This window comes from Micromonospora sp. NPDC049175 (genome assembly GCF_043197345.1).
Lineage (GTDB): Bacteria > Actinomycetota > Actinomycetes > Mycobacteriales > Micromonosporaceae > Micromonospora.
Genome location: NZ_JBICSY010000005.1, coordinates 383573 through 400583 on the forward strand (window position 1 = coordinate 383573; position 17011 = coordinate 400583).

At 72.7% G+C, this 17011-nt stretch carries 15 protein-coding genes; 8 read left to right on the top strand and 7 right to left on the bottom strand.

All coding sequences use genetic code 11. The features are described from left to right. The first annotated feature begins 418 nt into the window (after positions 1-418). Positions 419-673, top strand: coding sequence for a glutaredoxin family protein (locus ACGFH8_RS22065; protein WP_357253871.1), 255 nt, complete (start codon positions 419-421; stop codon positions 671-673). 20 nt (positions 674-693) lie between these two features. Further along, the gene (locus ACGFH8_RS22070; RefSeq protein WP_393369930.1) at positions 694-1356 is read left to right on the top strand and encodes an HAD family hydrolase; all 663 of its coding nucleotides are present in this window, start codon (positions 694-696) and stop codon (positions 1354-1356) included. Here the strand turns inward: ACGFH8_RS22070 and ACGFH8_RS22075 are convergent. Continuing rightward, positions 1337-1987, bottom strand: a complete 651-nt coding sequence (locus ACGFH8_RS22075) for a response regulator transcription factor (protein ID WP_393369932.1) — start codon at positions 1985-1987, stop codon at positions 1337-1339. The genes ACGFH8_RS22070 and ACGFH8_RS22075 overlap by 20 nt on opposite strands. Positions 1988-2040: 53 nt before the next feature. After that, positions 2041-3342: a sensor histidine kinase gene (locus tag ACGFH8_RS22080; protein ID WP_393369935.1), complete on the bottom strand. Its 1302-nt coding sequence runs from the start codon at positions 3340-3342 to the stop codon at positions 2041-2043. 368 nt (positions 3343-3710) lie between these two features. On the opposite strand from ACGFH8_RS22080, the gene ACGFH8_RS22085 reads away from it, so the two are divergent. The 5 genes from ACGFH8_RS22085 to hemB are packed head-to-tail and all read left to right on the top strand — an operon-like array spanning position 3711 to position 9421. Further along, positions 3711-4481: a redox-sensing transcriptional repressor Rex gene (locus tag ACGFH8_RS22085; protein ID WP_357807847.1), complete on the top strand. Its 771-nt coding sequence runs from the start codon at positions 3711-3713 to the stop codon at positions 4479-4481. Further along, the gene (locus ACGFH8_RS22090) at positions 4478-5875 is read left to right on the top strand and encodes a glutamyl-tRNA reductase (protein ID WP_393369938.1); all 1398 of its coding nucleotides are present in this window, start codon (positions 4478-4480) and stop codon (positions 5873-5875) included. Before ACGFH8_RS22085 ends, ACGFH8_RS22090 begins: the two co-directional genes overlap by 4 nt. Further along, positions 5872-6840: a hydroxymethylbilane synthase gene (gene hemC / locus ACGFH8_RS22095; RefSeq protein WP_393369941.1), complete on the top strand. Its 969-nt coding sequence runs from the start codon at positions 5872-5874 to the stop codon at positions 6838-6840. Before ACGFH8_RS22090 ends, hemC begins: the two co-directional genes overlap by 4 nt. Then, the gene (locus ACGFH8_RS22100; RefSeq protein ID WP_393369944.1) at positions 6837-8417 is read left to right on the top strand and encodes a uroporphyrinogen-III synthase; all 1581 of its coding nucleotides are present in this window, start codon (positions 6837-6839) and stop codon (positions 8415-8417) included. The genes hemC and ACGFH8_RS22100 overlap by 4 nt, the downstream gene beginning before the upstream one ends. A gap of 20 nt (positions 8418-8437) precedes the next feature. Further along, positions 8438-9421 (top strand): porphobilinogen synthase, encoded by a 984-nt coding sequence (gene hemB, locus ACGFH8_RS22105; RefSeq protein WP_393369947.1) that lies wholly within the window; start codon positions 8438-8440, stop codon positions 9419-9421. On the opposite strand, the gene ACGFH8_RS22110 is transcribed toward hemB, so the two are convergent. Beyond that, entirely contained in the window at positions 9372-10898 is a 1527-nt protein-coding gene (locus ACGFH8_RS22110) for a DHA2 family efflux MFS transporter permease subunit (RefSeq protein WP_393369950.1), read from the bottom strand. The two genes, hemB and ACGFH8_RS22110, sit on opposite strands and share 50 nt — an antisense overlap. Before the next feature lie 8 nt (positions 10899-10906). Next, positions 10907-11482, bottom strand: coding sequence for an NADPH-dependent FMN reductase (locus ACGFH8_RS22115; RefSeq protein ID WP_393369952.1), 576 nt, complete (start codon positions 11480-11482; stop codon positions 10907-10909). A 57-nt stretch (positions 11483-11539) separates the two neighbouring features. On the opposite strand from ACGFH8_RS22115, the gene ACGFH8_RS22120 reads away from it, so the two are divergent. Then, a complete protein-coding gene (locus ACGFH8_RS22120; RefSeq protein ID WP_393369955.1) occupies positions 11540-11887 on the top strand; it encodes a MerR family transcriptional regulator in 348 nt (115 codons plus the stop codon). A gap of 102 nt (positions 11888-11989) precedes the next feature. On the opposite strand, the gene ACGFH8_RS22125 is transcribed toward ACGFH8_RS22120, so the two are convergent. From ACGFH8_RS22125 to ACGFH8_RS22135, 3 genes are all read right to left on the bottom strand, one after another. Then, on the bottom strand, positions 11990-12919 hold the full coding sequence (locus ACGFH8_RS22125) for a CU044_5270 family protein (protein WP_393369958.1): 930 nt from the start codon (positions 12917-12919) through the stop codon (positions 11990-11992). Between the two features lie 17 nt (positions 12920-12936). Then, positions 12937-13506: an RNA polymerase sigma factor gene (locus ACGFH8_RS22130; protein WP_393369961.1), complete on the bottom strand. Its 570-nt coding sequence runs from the start codon at positions 13504-13506 to the stop codon at positions 12937-12939. 189 nt (positions 13507-13695) lie between these two features. Then, positions 13696-16998, bottom strand: coding sequence for a lamin tail domain-containing protein (locus ACGFH8_RS22135; RefSeq protein WP_393369964.1), 3303 nt, complete (start codon positions 16996-16998; stop codon positions 13696-13698). Positions 16999-17011: the final 13 nt, after the last annotated feature.

Genomic DNA, 17011 nt, shown 5'->3' on the forward strand with positions numbered 1-17011 from the left:
CGATTGACTTTCCGTCGACCCGATGTTCCTCGGTGGATGCCCTGGTCGTGGCCTGTCGCCCGTTCGGTGGACCCGATCGTCACGGGTGGCCGCGCGGGCGTGGCCGAAACGTCTGCGGACGACGCCACCCATCCCATCGGCGGGACTTGATCGGATCGCCGATGGCACACCGGACAGTCCCGTGGACGGGACGCTGCGGTCGCGCCGCCCGAACACCCGTCCCGTCCGTCGGTCGTGGCCGGTCGCCGGCCCCTGTGCCAGACTTGATCACCACGCAGACCGAGTCGGCGGTACCGGGTGTGCCGCATCCGCGAACCGGCGAGACTGTGCGGGCGTACGTGGTGACGGCGTCGGCGCGACAGGTGCCCGTGCCGACCGACCTGCCGGCGAGCGCCGAAACCCCAGACGGAGGTAAGCGATGTCCAGTGACGCCCGGCTCGCCCTGATCACCCGACCCGGCTGCCACCTGTGCGACGACGCCAAGGCGGCTCTCGACCGGGTGGTGGCGGTCACCGGCGACAAGTGGGTCGAGTGGGACGTCACCGACGACGAGGGGCTGGAGAGGGAGTACGGAGACCGACTGCCGGTGGTGCTGCTCGACGGCAAGGAGCACGGCTACTGGCGGGTCGAGGAGGACCGGTTGCTGCGGGACCTGACCACGCCACAGCTCTGAGGAGTGCCTATGGTGCTCTGATGACCTCCGCACCGCCGCACCTCGTCTGGGACTGGAACGGCACCCTGCTCAACGACCTCAGCCTCGTGGTGTCCGCCACGAACGTCGTGTTCACGAGCCTTGGTGGGCCGACGGTCAGCCTGGACGAGCACCGGGTGCGGTTCCGTCGGCCGATCGCCGAGTACTACGCCGAGGTGCTCGGGCAGGCCGTCGACGACGACGAGTTCGGTCGACTGGACAAGATCTTCCACGACGCGTACCGCACCGGTTTGACCACCTGTGAGCTCGCGGCCGACGCGCGCGCCGCGATGGCCGCCTGGCCGGGCAGTCAGAGTCTGCTCTCCATGTGGTTCCACGAGGAGCTGGTGCCGACCGTGCACACGTACGGGTTGACCGGCCACTTCACCCGGGTCGACGGGCTGCGGGCCACGGTCGGCGGCGGCCGCAAGGCCGAGTCGCTCCGGTCGCACCTGGCGGAGCTGGGCGTGGACGGCGCGTCGGTGGTGCTGATCGGGGACTCCATCGACGACGCGGACGCCGCGCTCGCGGTGGGCGGCCGTGCGGTGCTCTACAGCGGCGGGTTCACCGACCCGGCCCGGTTGCGCGCCTCCGGTCACCCGGTGGCCGACACCCTCACCGACGCGGTCGACCTGGCGCGGGAGGTCAGTTCCGCAGGTAGGTGAGGACGGCCAGCACCCGCCGGTGCTGCTCGGTGTCCGGCGGCAGGGTGAGCTTGGTGAAGATGTTGCGCACGTGCTTCTCCACCGCGCCGTCGCTGACCACCAGGGCGCGGGCGATGGCGGTGTTCGAGCGTCCCTCGGCCATCAGGGCGAGCACCTCACGCTCGCGGGGGGTCAGCTCGCGCAGCGGGTCGTCGCGGCGGCGTCGGGCGAAGAGTTGGCCGACCACCTCCGGGTCGAGCACCGTGCCGCCGGCCGCCACCCGGCGCAGCGCGTCCAGGAACTCCTCGATCGCGGCGACCCGGTCCTTGAGCAGGTAGCCGATGCCGCCGCCGGCGCCGCCGGTGGCCAGCAGATCATCGGCGTACGAGACCTCGACGTACTGGGAGAGCACCAGGATCGGGGTACGCGGCACCAGTCGGCGTGCCTCCACCGCCGCCCGGAGTCCCTCGTCGGTGTGCGACGGCGGCATCCGGACGTCGACGATCGACACGTCCGGTTGGTGCTCCACCACCGCCTTGACGAGCGCGTCGCCGTCCCCGACGGCGGCCACCACCTCGTGCCCACTCTCGGTCAGCAGCCGGACCAGCCCCTCCCGGAGCAGGACGGCGTCGTCGGCGATCACGATGCGCATGGCTGTGTTGTCTACCACGTCCGGCCGGTCGTGTGTGCGCGGCGCGGGACTGGTCACAGCGGTAGCTCGGCGCGGATCTCGGTGGGGCCGCCGACCGGGCTGATCACCGCCAGCTCGCCGCCGGCGGCCCGGACCCGGTCGGCGATGCCGGCGAGTCCGTGCCCCTTGGCCAGGTGTGCGCCGCCCTGTCCGTCGTCGCCCACCCGCACCTGGAGGTGGGCGCCCTGCCGGGCGACGGCCACCACGGCCTCGGTGGCCCGTGCGTGTTTGGCGACGTTCGTCAACGCCTCGGACACCACGAAGTACGCGGTGTTCTCCACCGCCGGGTCGAGCCGCCCGCCCGGGGTGCCGAGCTGCGGGTCCACCTGGAGTTCGATCGGGATCAGCCCGCGCCCGGCGATCGCGGCCAGGGCGCTGGGCAGGCCCCGGTCGACGAGGATCGGCGGGGCGATGCCCCGGGACAGCGCCCGCAGCTCGGCCAGCGTGTCCCGGGTCTGGGTGACGGCCTCGTCGATGGTCAGGCCGGCGGCCTCCGGGTCGGAGGCGAGCTGCATCCGGGCCCGGCTGAGGTCCATGGCCAGGCGGACCAGGCGCTGCTGGGGGCCGTCGTGGATGTCGCGTTCCAGTCGGCGCAGCGCGGACGCCTCGGCGGACACGGCGGCCCGTTTCTGCTCCTCCAGCACCGTGATCCGGTCGCGCATCTCGGCCACCCCGGTCAGCATGGCCTTGGCGAAGCTGGCCTGCAGCAGCGCGCATCCCCGGACCACGATCGGCAGGGTGATCAGGAAGAACACCCCGAGCGCGGTGTTCAGACCGATCCGGGCGGTGGTCGAGTCGCCGAGGCCGAGCAACTGCGCCAGGTCCTGGTCCTCGCCACTTGGCCGGGGCAGCGCCCAGTCGTACACCCAGTAGAGCGAGCCGGCGATCGCGGCGGCCCACCAGATCACGGTCACCAGGAAGGTGGCCGCCGCCGCGACCAGCCGCAGGATGCCGTGTGCCAGGTCGAGCCAGGACTGGGCGTCCCGCATCGGCACGAAGATCCGCCGCCAGGCGTTCGCGCCCGCCTCGGGCAGCCGGTAGTGCGGCCGGATCCGGGGTTGCCGGAGCACCGCGGGCAGCCGCAGCCGTTCGATGTCGGCCAGCCCTCGGGCGGTGTACAGGGTGCCGCTGAGGATCGGCAGACCGATGACAGTCACCACCAGGCCGATGCCGACCGCGGTGCCGACGATGAGGACGACGAAACTGGCCACCGCCAGGGGTAGACCGAGTAGCACGTAGCCGGAGTCGACAAAGAGTTGGCGGGGAATGCTCGGTGCCAGCGTGGGTTGGTCGCTGGTGGCGGCAACGGCGGTCATGGGAAAAGGCTAGGCATTGCGGCTTCCGATCCCCATCCCGAAGCCCCGCCTCTCCCCCGTAGTGCTGCCCCTACCACCTGCGGAGCGACACTGTGAGGCTCGGCGCGGGATTGGTCAGAGAAGTCGGGATTGAGCAATAATTGGCCGGGCGGCGCGGGCGAAAGTCGCTAAATCGATCTTGCGGAATGGAGGTGCTGGTGGAGTCGCGGCGCGCAGCGACAAGATCGCGATTTGTGCACGTCTTCACAAGCGCCTACTCTGTGACTCCGACGCGCCCTGCTAGCACAGCCGGCAATCTCGGTCGCCAGCGGGAGTCCATAAGCGGCCGACCAGCGGAGTTGGCCGAGGATCGCACCGCACGGAGTCTCATGAGTCAGCACCGTCACCCAGGCGCGCCCGGCCGCGCCGGTGCCGTACCAGCGCTCCCGGATCTGCCCGAGGCCACCGTCGCTCGGCTTCCGGAATATCTGCGCGCGCTGCACAACCTCGCCGACACCGGGCACGAGACGGTCTCCAGCGAGGAGCTCTCCGCCGCAGCCGGCGTCAACTCCGCCAAGCTCCGCAAGGACCTCTCCCACCTCGGCTCGTACGGCACCCGGGGCGTCGGCTACGACGTCGCGCTGCTGATCGAGCAGATCGAGAATGTGCTCGGGCTCACCCAACGCCGGGCGGTCGCCCTGGTCGGCGTGGGTAATCTCGGTCACGCTCTGGCCGGTTACGACGGCTTCGCCGGCCGGGGCTTCCGGATCGCCGCACTGCTCGACGCCGACCCCTCCCGGGTCGGCGAAGAGATCAACGGCCTGGTGGTCCGGCATGTCGACGAGCTGGCGACGGTCGCCGCGGAGGAATCCCTCGCGATCGGCGTGATCGCCACCCCGGCCGCGGCCGCCCAGCAGGTCGCCGACCAGCTCGTCGCCGTCGGCGTGACGAGCATCCTCAACTTCGCGCCGTGCGTACTCTCGGTGCCGGAGGGAGTCGACGTGCGCAAGGTCGATCTCGCCATCGAGCTGCAGATTCTGTCCTTCCACGAGCACCGCAAGGCGTCGCTGACCGCGCTGCCCGCCACCGGCGGGTCCGCTCTCACGGCCCTGCCGGGCGGGTTCGCGGCCACCGACACCCAGGAGGCGATCGGCACGTGAAACTGCTCGTCGTCGGCGCGTCCTACCGGACCGCCCCGGTCGCCACGCTGGAACAACTGGCCGTGCCTCCCGCCGACCTCACCCGCACCCTTGATCGCCTGATCGCCCAGCCCTACGTGGCCGAGGCGGTGATCGTCTCCACCTGCAACCGGGTGGAGGTCTACGCCGCCGTGTCCGGTTTCCACGGCGGGCTCGGCGACGTGTGCGCCGTCCTGGCCGATCAGGCCGGCAGCTCGCCGGCCGCGCTCGCCAGCCACCTGTACGTGCACTACGACACCGCTGCCGTGGACCACGTGTTCCGGGTCGCCACCGGTCTGGACTCGATGGTGGTCGGCGAGGCGCAGATCCTCGGCCAGTTGCGCGACGCGTACCACTGGGCCACCGGTGCCGACTCGGCCGGCCGCCTGCTGCACGAGCTGATGCAGCAGGCGCTGCGGGTCGGCAAGCGGGCCCACGCCGAGACCGGCATCGACCGCGCCGGCCAGAGCGTCGTCACCGCCGCGCTGGAGCTGGCCGCCGGGCACCTCGACGGCGACCTCGCCGGCCACCCGGCCCTGGTGGTCGGCGCCGGCGCGATGGGCTCACTCGGGGTGGCCACGCTGTCCCGGCTGGGCGCCGGCCCGCTCACCGTCAGCAACCGGGGCGCGGACCGGGCCGTCCGGCTCGCCGAGTCGTACGGGGCGAGCGCCGCTCCGATGACCGAGCTGGCCGACACCCTCTCCACAGTGGACATCGTAGTGGCCGCCACCGCGTCCACCGAACCGGTCCTCACCCGAGCGGTGGTCGGCGCGGCGCTTGCCGAACGGGACCCGCTCCGGGGCCCGCTGGTCCTGCTCGACCTGGCCGTCCCGCGCGACGTGGAGGATGGTGTCGCCGAGCTGCCCGGCGTCGAGGTGATCGACATCGACCGGATGGCGGCGCTGCTCGCCGACGGTCCGGCCGCCGCGGACGCCGCCGCCGTCGAACGGATCGTGCTGGGCGAGGTGGAGAGCTTCCTCACCTGGCTGCGTGGTGCCGACGTGGCACCCACCGTGGCCGCGCTGCGTGGCCGGGCCGACGACGTGGTCACCGCCGAGCTGCGCCGGCTCGCCCAGCGTCGCCCCGACCTCGGCGACGACCTGCGCGCCGAGGTGGCCCGCACCGTGCACCGGGTCGTGCAGCGGCTGCTGCACCAGCCCACCGTCAAGGTCCGCCAGTTGGCCGCGGAGCCCGGCGGCGACCAGTACGCGGCCCTGCTGCGCGAGCTGTTCGACCTCGAGGTGCCGCAGACCTCTCCGGTGGACACCGTGCCGGACGTGCTGACCCCCGACCTCGGCATGGCACTGCCCGGCGTCGACCCGGTTCCCGGAGCCGACGCCGCCGAGCCCACCCCACCCTTCGGAGGTGCGCGATGACCGCCCCCCTGCGCCTCGGCACCCGGGGCAGCACCCTGGCGATGGCCCAGTCCGGGCAGATCGCCGAGGCGCTGACCGCCGCCACCGGCCGCCCGGTCGAGCTGGTCGAGGTGGTCACCGCTGGCGACCGTTCCAACGCGCCGGTGCACCGGCTCGGCGTCGGGGTGTTCGTCTCCGCGCTGCGCGACGCGCTGACCGCCGGGACCATCGACTTCGCGGTGCACTCCTACAAGGATCTGCCCACGGCTGCCGCCGCCGGGCTGCACATCGCCGCGGTGCCGGCCCGACAGGACCCGCGTGACGCGCTGATCGCCCAGGGCGGCCGGACGCTCGCCGAGCTGCCGCCCGGAGCCACCGTGGGCACCGGCGCGCTGCGCCGGATCGCCCAGCTGCACGCGCTCGGCCTGCAACTGGAGGTCACCCCGATCCGCGGCAACATCGACACCCGCCTGGCGCGGGTGCTCGGCCCCGAGGCCGACCTCGACGCCGTCGTCCTGGCCCGGGCCGGGCTGGCCCGAATCGGTCGGGTCGACGTGATCACCGAGACGCTGGACCCGATGCTGATGCTGCCCGCGCCCGCCCAGGGCGCGCTGGCCGTGGAGTGCCGGGTCGACGACAACGACCTGGTCGAGCTGCTCGCGACGCTCGACCACGCACCGTCGCGTTCCGCGGTCACCGCGGAACGCGCGTTTCTGGCAACCCTGGAGGCCGGGTGCTCCGCACCCGTCGCCGCCTACGCCGAACTCGCCGAGGGCGACGACGGCGATGAGATCTACCTGCGCGGGGCGGTGATCAGCCCGGACGGCACGCGTGACCTCCGGCTGTCGCGCACCGGAACGCCCGCCGACGCGGCGGAGATCGGTAAGGCACTCGCCGCCGAACTCCTCGACCTCGGCGCCGACTCGATCCTCGGCCACGAAGGACACACCGGCCCGGGGACCCAGCAATTTGGGAGCACAGAATGACCCGCACCCGTAAGCCCGTCGGCCGTATCGCGTTCGTCGGGGCTGGCCCCGGTGACCCAGGGCTGCTGACCCGTCGGGCCCACGACGCCCTGGTCGACGCCGACCAGGTGATCTACGACCGGGGAGTCCCGGAGTCGTTGCTCGCCGTCGTACGCGCCGAGGCCTCCGACGATGCCGAGTTCACCCCCGCCGAAGGCGCGCCGGGGGACGTGGCGAAGGTGCTGATCTCCGCGGCCCGCTCCGGGTTGAACGCGGTGCACCTGGTCGCCGGCGACCCGTTCGGCCACGACTCGGTGGTCAAGGAGGTGCAGGCCGTGGCCCGCACCGCCGCCCACTTCGAGGTGGTGCCCGGTGTCGGCCAGGCCGAGGGTGTGGCCACCTACGCGGGTGTTCCGCTGCCGGGTGTGCGTACCGCAGCCGACGTCGAGGACGTCAGCGCACTGGACTTCGAGGCGCTGGCCGCGGCCGTCGGGCGGGGTTCGCTCGCGCTCGCCGTGGACGCCGGTGACCTCGCCGCCGTCCGGGACGGGCTGCTCTCCGTCGGGGTCGACGGCACCACGGGCGTCGGCGTGACCGGCGACGGCACCGGCGAGACCCAGTACACGACCACGTCGACGGTGGACAGCTTCGTGGCCGCCGCGCTCGGCTTCACCGGCCGGGTGGTGCTCACCGTCGGTGTCGGTGTGGGTCAGCGCGACAAGCTGAGCTGGTGGGAGAACCGCCCGCTGTACGGCTGGAAGGTGCTCGTACCCCGGACGAAGGAGCAGGCCGGCGCGATGAGCGCGCGGCTGCGGGCGTACGGGGCGATCCCGTGCGAGGTGCCGACCATCGCGGTCGAGCCGCCGCGTACCCCGGCGCAGATGGAGCGGGCGGTCAAGGGCCTGGTCGACGGCCGGTACGCCTGGGTGATCTTCACGTCGGTCAACGCGGTCCGCGCGGTGTGGGAGAAGTTCGCCGAGCACGGCCTGGACGCCCGGCACTTCGGCGGCGTCAAGATCGCCTGCATCGGTGAGGCGACGGCGGACGCCGTGCGCGCGTTCGGCATCCAGCCGGAGCTGATCCCCGCCGGGGAGCAGTCCTCCGAGGGTCTGCTTGCCGAGTTCTCCCCGCATGACGAGATCCTCGACCCGGTGGGCCGGGTGCTGCTGCCGCGTGCCGACATCGCCACCGAGACGCTCGCCGCCGGGCTCACCGAGCGCGGCTGGGAGGTCGACGACGTGACCGCGTACCGGACCGTGCGGGCCGCGCCGCCGCCCGCCGAGATCCGGGACGCGATCAAGTCGGGCGGGTTCGACGCTGTCCTGTTCACGTCATCCTCCACCGTGCGGAACCTGGTCGGCATCGCCGGGAAGCCGCACGCGCGTACCGTTGTTGCCGTCATCGGGCCCAAGACGGCGGAGACCGCGACGGAGTTCGGCCTGCGGGTCGACGTCCAGCCACCGCACGCCTCGGTGCCCGACCTGGTGGAGGCGCTCGCCGCCTACGCCGTCGAGTTGCGCGAGAAGCTGGCCGCCATGCCGGCCAAGCAGCGCCGCGGCTCCAAGGTGCAGGGCCCGACCGCCCTGCGCTTCCGGTAGTCGTTCGAGGAGGGCCTGTCATGTCGTACCCCGAGATCCGGCCCCGCCGGCTGCGCCGCACCCCGGCGATCCGCCGGCTGGTGTCCGAGACCCGGGTCGACCCGGCCGAGCTGGTCGTGCCGATGTTCGTCAAGGAGGGGCTGACCGAGCCCCGTGCCATCGGGTCGCTCCCGGGGGTGCTCCAGCACTCCCGGGACTCGCTGCGCAAGGCGGCGGCCGAGGCGGTCCAGGCCGGCGTCGGCGGGATCATGCTCTTCGGCGTGCCGGAGCGGCGGGACCCGACCGGCTCCGGCGGCATCGACCCGAACGGCATCCTGAACGTCGCCATCCGCGACGTGGTGGCCGAGGTGGGCGACGCCGCGGTGGTGATGAGCGACCTCTGCCTGGACGAGTTCACCTCGCACGGGCACTGCGGGCTGCTCACCCCCGGCGGCGAGGTCGACAACGACTCCACCCTGGCCGCGTACGCCGAGATGGCGGTGGCCCAGGCCGCCGCCGGGGTCGGCATGGTCGGGCCGTCCGGGATGATGGACGGCCAGGTCGGCGTGGTACGCAAGGCGCTCGACGCCGCCGGGCACCAGGACGTGGCCGTGCTGGCGTACGCGGTGAAGTACGCCTCGGCGTTCTACGGCCCGTTCCGGGAGGCGGTGGAGTCGGCGCTGGAGGGCGATCGGCGCACCTACCAGCAGGACCCGGCCAACCTGCGCGAGTCGCTGCGTGAGGTGGCGTTGGACGTCGCCGAGGGCGCCGACCTGGTGATGGTCAAGCCGGCGCTGCCGTACCTCGACGTGGTGTCGGCGGTGCGAGCCGCGGTGGACGTCCCGGTGGCCGCCTACCAGGTCTCCGGCGAGTACGCGATGGTCGAGGCCGCCGCCGCGAACGGCTGGATCGACCGGGAGCGGGTCATGCTGGAGACGCTCACCTCGATCAAGCGGGCCGGCGCGCAGGTCATCCTCACCTACTGGGCGGTCGAGGCCGCCGGGCTGCTGCGCCAGCGTTACTGACCGACTCCGCGGTTCCCGCCGGGGCGGCCATCTCGTCGGCACCCGCGACGGCGGACGGAAGTCGCCGGCTGGTCAGCCAGGCGAGCGCCAACAGCACGGCCGACACCGCCAACGCGAGCCGGGTGGCCTGCGCCAGGTCCGGCGCGAGGCCGAGCCGGCTCGCCGGGTCGAGCCGACTGGCGGCCGTGATGCCCCCGCCGCCCAGGCTCGGGACGAGCCGGCCCGCCAGCCAGGACAGGGCGGCGGCGACCAGCGCGGTGCCGGCGGCGACCGAGCTGTGCGACACCGTGGTGAGCAGCGTGGAGCCGGACGGCAGGTCGGCGGGCGGGAGCGATCGGCTGGCCGCGGTCATCGTCGGCATCAGCGTCGCGCCCATGCCCAGGCCGATGACCGCACCCAACGTGGCCAGCAGCGGGTACGACGTGTCGGCGTCGAGCACCAGCACCCGGGCCACCGTGCCGGCCACGGCGGTGGCGATGCCGAGCCCGACGACCCGCCGCGCCGAGACGTGGTCGACGAGCCGGGTCGCGACCTGGAGCATCAGCCCGGTGGTCAGCGCCTGCGGGATGCCGATCACCCCGGCCAGGGTGGCCGAGTCACCGCGTACCACCTGCACGTAGGCCGGGATGATCAGGAACGAGCCGAAGTATCCGGCGGCGAACAACGCCACCGTCGCGGCGCCTCCGGCCATCCCCGGGGCGCGCAGCACGGCCAGGTTCAGCAGTGGTTGCCGTATCCGGCCGGCCCGCCAGACGAAGGTGACGACCAGCGTGGAGCCGAGCGCGAGCGGCAGCAGCACAGGTGTGCTGACCACCCCGCCCCGCTCGCCGGTGACGCTGAGCCCGTACACCGCCAGCGCCAGGCCGGGGCAGAGCAGCAGCAACCCGACGACGTCCAGCCGGACCGGTGGTCGTCGCGGGTCGGCGGCCGGCAGCACCGATCGGCCGAGCAACACCGCCAGCAACCCCACCGGCAGGTTGATCCAGAAGATCCACCGCCAGGACGCGTGATCGAGCAGGAGCCCACCCAGCACCGGCCCGATCAGGGGCCCGACCAGGACCGGCAGGCCGAGCAGGCTCATCATCCGTCCTCGCCGCCCCGCTGGCACCGCAGCGAGCGCGAGGGCCATCCCGACCGCGTTGAGCAGCCCGCCACCCAACCCCTGGAGCACCCGGAACACGATCAGCGACTCGACGTTCCAGGCGGCTCCGGCCAGCACCGAGCCGGCGGTGAACAGCAGCAGCGCGGTCAGGTAGGTGCGGCGGGCACCGAAGCGGCCGATCGCCCAGGCGGCGGTGGGCATCACCGCGACCAGGGCGAGCGCGTAGCCGCTGGTGACCCAGCCGATCGTGGTGAGGTTGGTGTCGAGGTCGTCGACCAGCTTCGGCAGGGCCACCACGGTGACCGTGGTGTCGATCACCGCGAGCAGGCCACCCAGGGTCAGGTACCAGCCGAGCCGTCGCGCGGACGCGTCCATGTCGAGGCTCAGGGCCGGGCCCGACGGGCAACGCGCAGCGCCTCGGCCCACCAGGCCAGCTCGCTCAGCGTGGCGTCGGCGGCCTGTCGCAGCGGCTCGTCGTCGACCAGCCGACCGGTCTCGTCGAGCCGTTCCCACGGTGCCCGCAGCACCACCCCGGAGCGGGTGGTGGCGGCCTGCACCTCGGCGAAGACCAGCCGGAGCTGCTCGACCGCGCGGATGCCGCCGGAACCGGCGCCGTACGACACGAAGGCCACCGGCTTGCGGGCCCACTCCCGGTAGTGCCAGTCGATGGCGTTCTTCAGGGCGGCCGGGAAGCTGTGGTTGTACTCGGGTGTCACCACCACGAACGCGTCAGCGGCGGCCAACCGGGCACTGATCGGGCTGGCCGCGTTGCCCCCGGGAGGGGTGTCGACGAGGGGTAGCGGCACCTCGGCGAGGTCGACGAGGTCCAGGTCGAGGTCCGCGCGGCGACCCGCGTGGGTGACGAACCAGTCGGCGATCGAGCGGCCCACCCGAGGTTGACGGACGCTCCCGACGAGCACGGCGACGGTCGGCGGAGCGGTGTCCTCTTGCGTAGTCATGCCTCGGACGCTAGGACTTGAAGTAATGGTGAAGTCAATGGTGGCGGAGGAGTGGCGATGGGCACGTTGACGGTCGGCGAGGTGGCCCGGGAGAGCGGGGTCAGCGGCTCTGCCGTGCGGTTCTACGAGCGGCAGGGCCTGATCTCGGCTGCCCGCACCAGCGGCAACCAGCGACGCTTCGACTCCGACGCGGCCTGCCGGATCAGGGTGGCGCGAGTGGCCCAGCGCGTCGGCCTGACCGTCAACGACATCCGCGCCCTGCTCGCGGCCCTGCCATCCGACGCGGGGCCGGCGGACTGGCAGGGCGTGCACGATCGGCTGATCGCCGAGGCCGAGCGTCGCATCAGCGACCTGCACGCGGCACTTGACGACATCGGCTCCGGTCGCCGCCTCTGCGACCTCTGATCCCGCCCGGCTCGCCACCTGCCGCCCATCGCCCCGGCGCCCTCGGCCGTCTCGGGTGCGCCGCCGCACGTGCGTCACCGGCCAACCGGGCCAGCCTCACCGTCAGGGCAACTGCCCCGCCCGGTCGACGATCGCCATCCGCATGATGGCGTCGCCATGGTAGAGCGACTCCTTGCCATCCCGCACCAGAAGGGAGCGCCTGCCGAGGTAGGCGTGGGTCTCCCGGTCGAAGATCAGGTCGATGTGTCCGCCAAACACTCCGGGCGTCCGCAGCGCCACGCCCCGACGGCCGGCGGCGTCCCGCACCTCGCCGGGCAACACGGTGGCCCCGGGTACCCGGGCCATCGCCTGGAACAACGCGCCGAGCGACTGCGGCGGCACGTAGCCCTGCAGCATGAACATCCCGTCGGCGAAGATCGCGGTTGGTTCGTTCCTGATGGCCTCCAGGTCGGCGCCGGCGGGTAGATCCAAGGGTCTCGGGTGGTCCCGCAGGTGTTGCACCAACTGGTCCGGCTCGGTAGGCAGGCCCTGGACATAGCCGGGCGGCGGCGACAGGTGCGAGACGTCGTCGGTACGCCACTCGGCGGGGCGGCTCTCCAGCCGCCGCCGCTGCTGCCAGGTCGCGCCGTCGCCGACCGGCACCCAGCGCTGGAGCCGCTCCTTGACGTACGGGCCGGAATCTGGCCGCTCCCGGGAGGTCAGTCGCAGCTCGATGAAGAGGAACTGGCCCGGCTGCGCCACCAGGTCCGGCTGCTGCCGAGCCGTCTCCGCGGCCTCGGTCAGGATCTCGGCCGCGCTCGCCGTCGGTGGTGTGTCGTCGAGCGTCTGCACCGTCAACCCGCCGATGGTCAGCAGGGCGACAAGCCCACCGACCCCGGCCAGGCGCCAGCCCGGCGCGCGCCACCGTCCGCCCCGGCGTGTCGGGCGAACGGTGGCCGGCGTGGCGTCGGCGGTCGGAGTGATCATGTGTTGCCGCAGCTCGGTGAGGAGTCGTTCCTCGAAGTTGCCAAGCGGCTTCTCGGTGTGGGTCACGGTGATCGTCCCTCCGATCAGACGAGCGCGGATTCGGACTGCGCGAGTGCGAGGCGTACGGCCCGGCGGGCCCGGTGCACACGGACCCGGGCGGCGACCGGGGAGATCCCGAGCGCGCCGGCCGCGTCCGTCAGAGACAGGCCGTCGACGGCAACCAGTTCGAGCAGGGCGCGCGTGTGCTCTGGCAGACCGTCGAGAGCCCGGTAGGTGCGGCGCGCCAGCGATTCCGCGTCGATGCGCTCCTCGATGCGGGCGATGTCGTCGGCGTCCAGCAACCGCCGTCCCGCGACGCGACCGCTGGCCCGCAGGAGTCGGGTCGCCCGGCGGTGCTCGGCCGCGATGACGTTGCGGGCGACGCCGAAGAGCCAGGCCACCTCGTTGCCCTGGTCCGGCCGGTAACCGGCTGCGGAATCGATCACGGCCAGGAACACCTCGGCGGTGAGGTCCGCAGCAGTGTGTGGGTCATCGACGCGGCGGGCGACGAATCGGTTGATCGTCTCGACGTGCCGGCGGTAGAACCGCTCGAACGCCGCGGAGTCCGTACCGATGGTGGTGAGGTCCCCGCCGCCGGGGCTCGGGTTGGTCACAGGCCGTCCTCTCGTTGGCCGTCCTTACACCCCTTCCTTGGTCCGGCGGCGGCACGGCGTTACATCCGCCCGTGCGCCCGCGCCCCGCGCCTCCTCGGCAAGATCGTGCTGAAACAACGATGTAGTGGCCTCCTGGTCGCCGGAGGCCACTACATCCTGGGTCGAGCGCGATCACGCGGAGGACGAACCTCAGTCGTCGTTGGTGATGGTGCCCGTCGCCAGCGGGTCGGCCAGTCGCAGGCCCGGTACGCCCGCCACCAGCAGCGTCAGCTTCTCGTCCGACTCCCGCTTGCGGTCACCGCGCACGGTCACCGGGAAGGCCACCGACGTCTGCCCGGCGGCCAACACCTTGCAACCGGCGTACGTGTCGAAGTCCGCACCCGACTGTGCGGTGAGGCCGACGGTGGTGGCGCAGAGCAGCGCCGGCTGGGACAACGGCCGGGACACGGTCGCGGTGAAGGTGAGCTGCCGGGTGCCCTGGTTGCCCTCGACCACCGCCGCGTCGGCGACGGTGAGCGAGGCACGGGACCGGAACCTCGCCACCTGCGGGTCGTGGTCGCTGGACCCCCGTGACCCGTCGCCGGTGAACTCCGCCGGCCAGTCGGCGTTGATGTGCGCCGCCCGCACCTGCACGAGATCGCCGTAGAACGCGTCGTTGACGAACAGGTGGTCGAGTGTCTGCGCCTGCCCCTCGAAGCTGTACGAGTACGCCGACGCCGGCACCTCCGCGACCAGGTTGTCCCACAGGTTGTGCAGACCCGCCTCGTACAGCGGCGCGAGCTGGTCCGACGGCGTGGGCTGCGCGCCGGTGGCGCTGAGTTCCTGGCGCCCAAAGGGCAACGGATCGTCCGGGCGGGGGAAGACGTTCAGGTCCCCGCCGTAGACCACCCGGGCACTCTGGTCGGCGGCCTCGATCGCGGTGACGATCGCCGCGCCGTAGCGTGCCTGCTCCCGTCGCTGCCCGACCCGGCCGTCCGGGCCGGAGGAGTAGTGGTTGCTGAGCGCGTACAGGGTGAACCGCTCGGTCGAACCGGGCGACGCTGCCACGCTGAACTTGCCCAGCTGGGGAGCACGGGTGAAGACGTTGTTCCCGTCCCGACCGGTCGAGGTGTCCACGTCGGAGGGCAGCACCGCGTTGAGCGCCTTCGGGTTCTGCACGTCGGCGTTGGCCGGCAGCCCCGCGGCGCGGTACTGCACGGTCGGTGCCGAGCCGAGCAGCGGGTCGTTCGCCGTCGCGGCCGCCAACGACAACCGGTCCGTGCGGTACAGGAAGGCCGCGGTGATCCCGCGGGCGTCCGCGCCGGTCCGGTCATAGGCAGCGGCGTACGCGGGCCCGCCGGCCGCCGCCACCCGGAGCGCCAGCTCCTGGATGCTGTCCGGAGCGCCGTCCGCGTTGTTCGTGTCACCGCAGCTCAGCGCGGCACCGGAGACCGTGCAGATGTCCTGGTCCTCGGCTTCCTGCACCAGGATCAGGTCCGGTGCGTGCAGATCGGAGACGATCTGGTCGGCGAGTGCGCCCAACTGCTGCTGGTAGTCCGCCTCGCTGCCCGGCACGTAGTCGAACGGCGGGTCGACACCCGGGCAGCCGGCGTTGCCGGTGAAGTCACAGCCGTCGAACGGGTCGTCGCGGTAGTCGTACAGGTTCTCCACGTTGTAGGTGGCGACGGCCACCTCCTGCGACCGTTCGGCCGGCTTCGGCGGGTTGTTCTTCGACGGGTCGGCCCCGGCGGCGAACTCCGCCTGCTCGACCTGGACGCCGTACTTCTCGAACGAGTAGTAGACCCCGCCCACCGCGTCCGCGCGCAGCGTGTCGAAGGTGTGCGCCGGCGGGAGCAGTGCGGCGCTGTCCCCGGCGGTGGCCTTCACGCCCATGCTGCCGAGCAGCGTCCGCTGGCCGTTGCCGTCGTCGAAGCGGCGGGTCGGGTCGTTGTCCAGCGGGTGCGAGTCCCGGAAGACCCGCCGGGCGTACGGGTCGGCGCGGTCCAGCAGCGGGTCGTCGCGGTCGACCACCCACTGCTCGGCGTCGGCGGTGGAGGAGAAGACGTCCCGTCCGCTCACCGCGCCGCTGCCCGCGCGTACCCGCATCCGGGCGCCCTCGTGCCGCTCCCAGAAGCGCAGCGCGTCGGTCAGCTCGACCGGCGGCACCGCGTCGGTCACCGCGACAGTCGTGTCCACGGCCAGGCCGGTGGCGATCCGGCGGACCAGCGACGCGCCGGAGAGCTGGGTGAAGGTGTAGTACTCCGACACCCGGGCCCGCAGCACGACCTCGTCGCCGACCGTCGGCACGTAGCCGCCGATCAGCGACGTGAAGGCGCCCATGAACACGAAGACGCCGTCGGAACTGGTCGGGTCGCCGTCGGTGTCGCCGGTACGGCTCTGCAGGAAGAAGCCGTGCTGCTCCGCGCCGGCCGACGTGCGGGCCAGGGTCAACTGGGTGATCACGCCGCGTACGTCGTACATCGTGCTGCTCGTGCCGTTGCCGCTCGCCGGTGCGAGCGGCGACCGGTCGGTCGGACCGGCCTCGGCGTCGGTGGTCGGGCCCTGCACCTCGCCGACGGTCAGCTCCCGGGTCACCTGCACGGCCAGCGCGCAGGTGGCGGTGCCACCGCCCGCGTCGGTCGCGGTCAGGGCGACGGTGTACGCCCCGGCGGCGAGGTCGGCGCTCACGCCGATCGTGGCACGGGCGGTGCCGCCGCTGCCCTCCGCGGGACTGAACGCGGTACGGGTGATCGAGCCGGCGGACGGGGTCGGGCTGACCGAGGTCACCGCCAGGTCGACGATCGTGTCATCGGGGTCGGTGGCGGTGACCTCCCGGCTCGCCGCCGTGCCCGCGCTGGTGACCAACGGGCCGCCGCAGGTCAGCGTGGCCGGGACGTCGACCGGGCCGCCGCCGTCCACGGTGTGCGTGCCGAGGCCGTCGAAGGTGTCCACCGGGAAACCGGCCCACTGGGCCGCGGGGTCGAACGCGTCCGTCGGGTCGGTGTCGCCGCTGGTCACAGTCGCCAGGCGGCGCAGTGTGTCGTCCGCGGTGCTGGTGACGCCCGCGCCCCATTCGGTGCCCGGGTCGACGCCCACCTGCCCGATCGAGTCGAGCACCGTGGCGCCCCGGAGCAACACGATCGCGTCGTCGCCGTTGAACAGGCTGGCCCCGGTGGTCTGGTCGGCCTGGGCGAGGACGGCGGCCCCGGCCGAGGCGCTGGCGAACACGAACACGTCACCGGCGGACACGTTCCCGGTCAACGCGATGGTGGTGGCCGTTGTCGAACCGTTGAAGTAGAGCTGGAGCCGGTAGCCGTCGGCGGCGAGGTCGACCGGGGCCCCGGTGCCGTTGAACAGCTCGATCGCCTTGTTGTTCGACGAACCCTCGACGTACTCCGAGATGAACAGATCGGTGGGCGCGGCGCTGGCCGCGGTGGGTGCGACGCCGAGCGCCGTGATGGTCACGGCGGCGGTGGCGGTCGCGAGCGCGGCGATTGAGCGGCGCGGGCGCATAGGGCCTCCACGA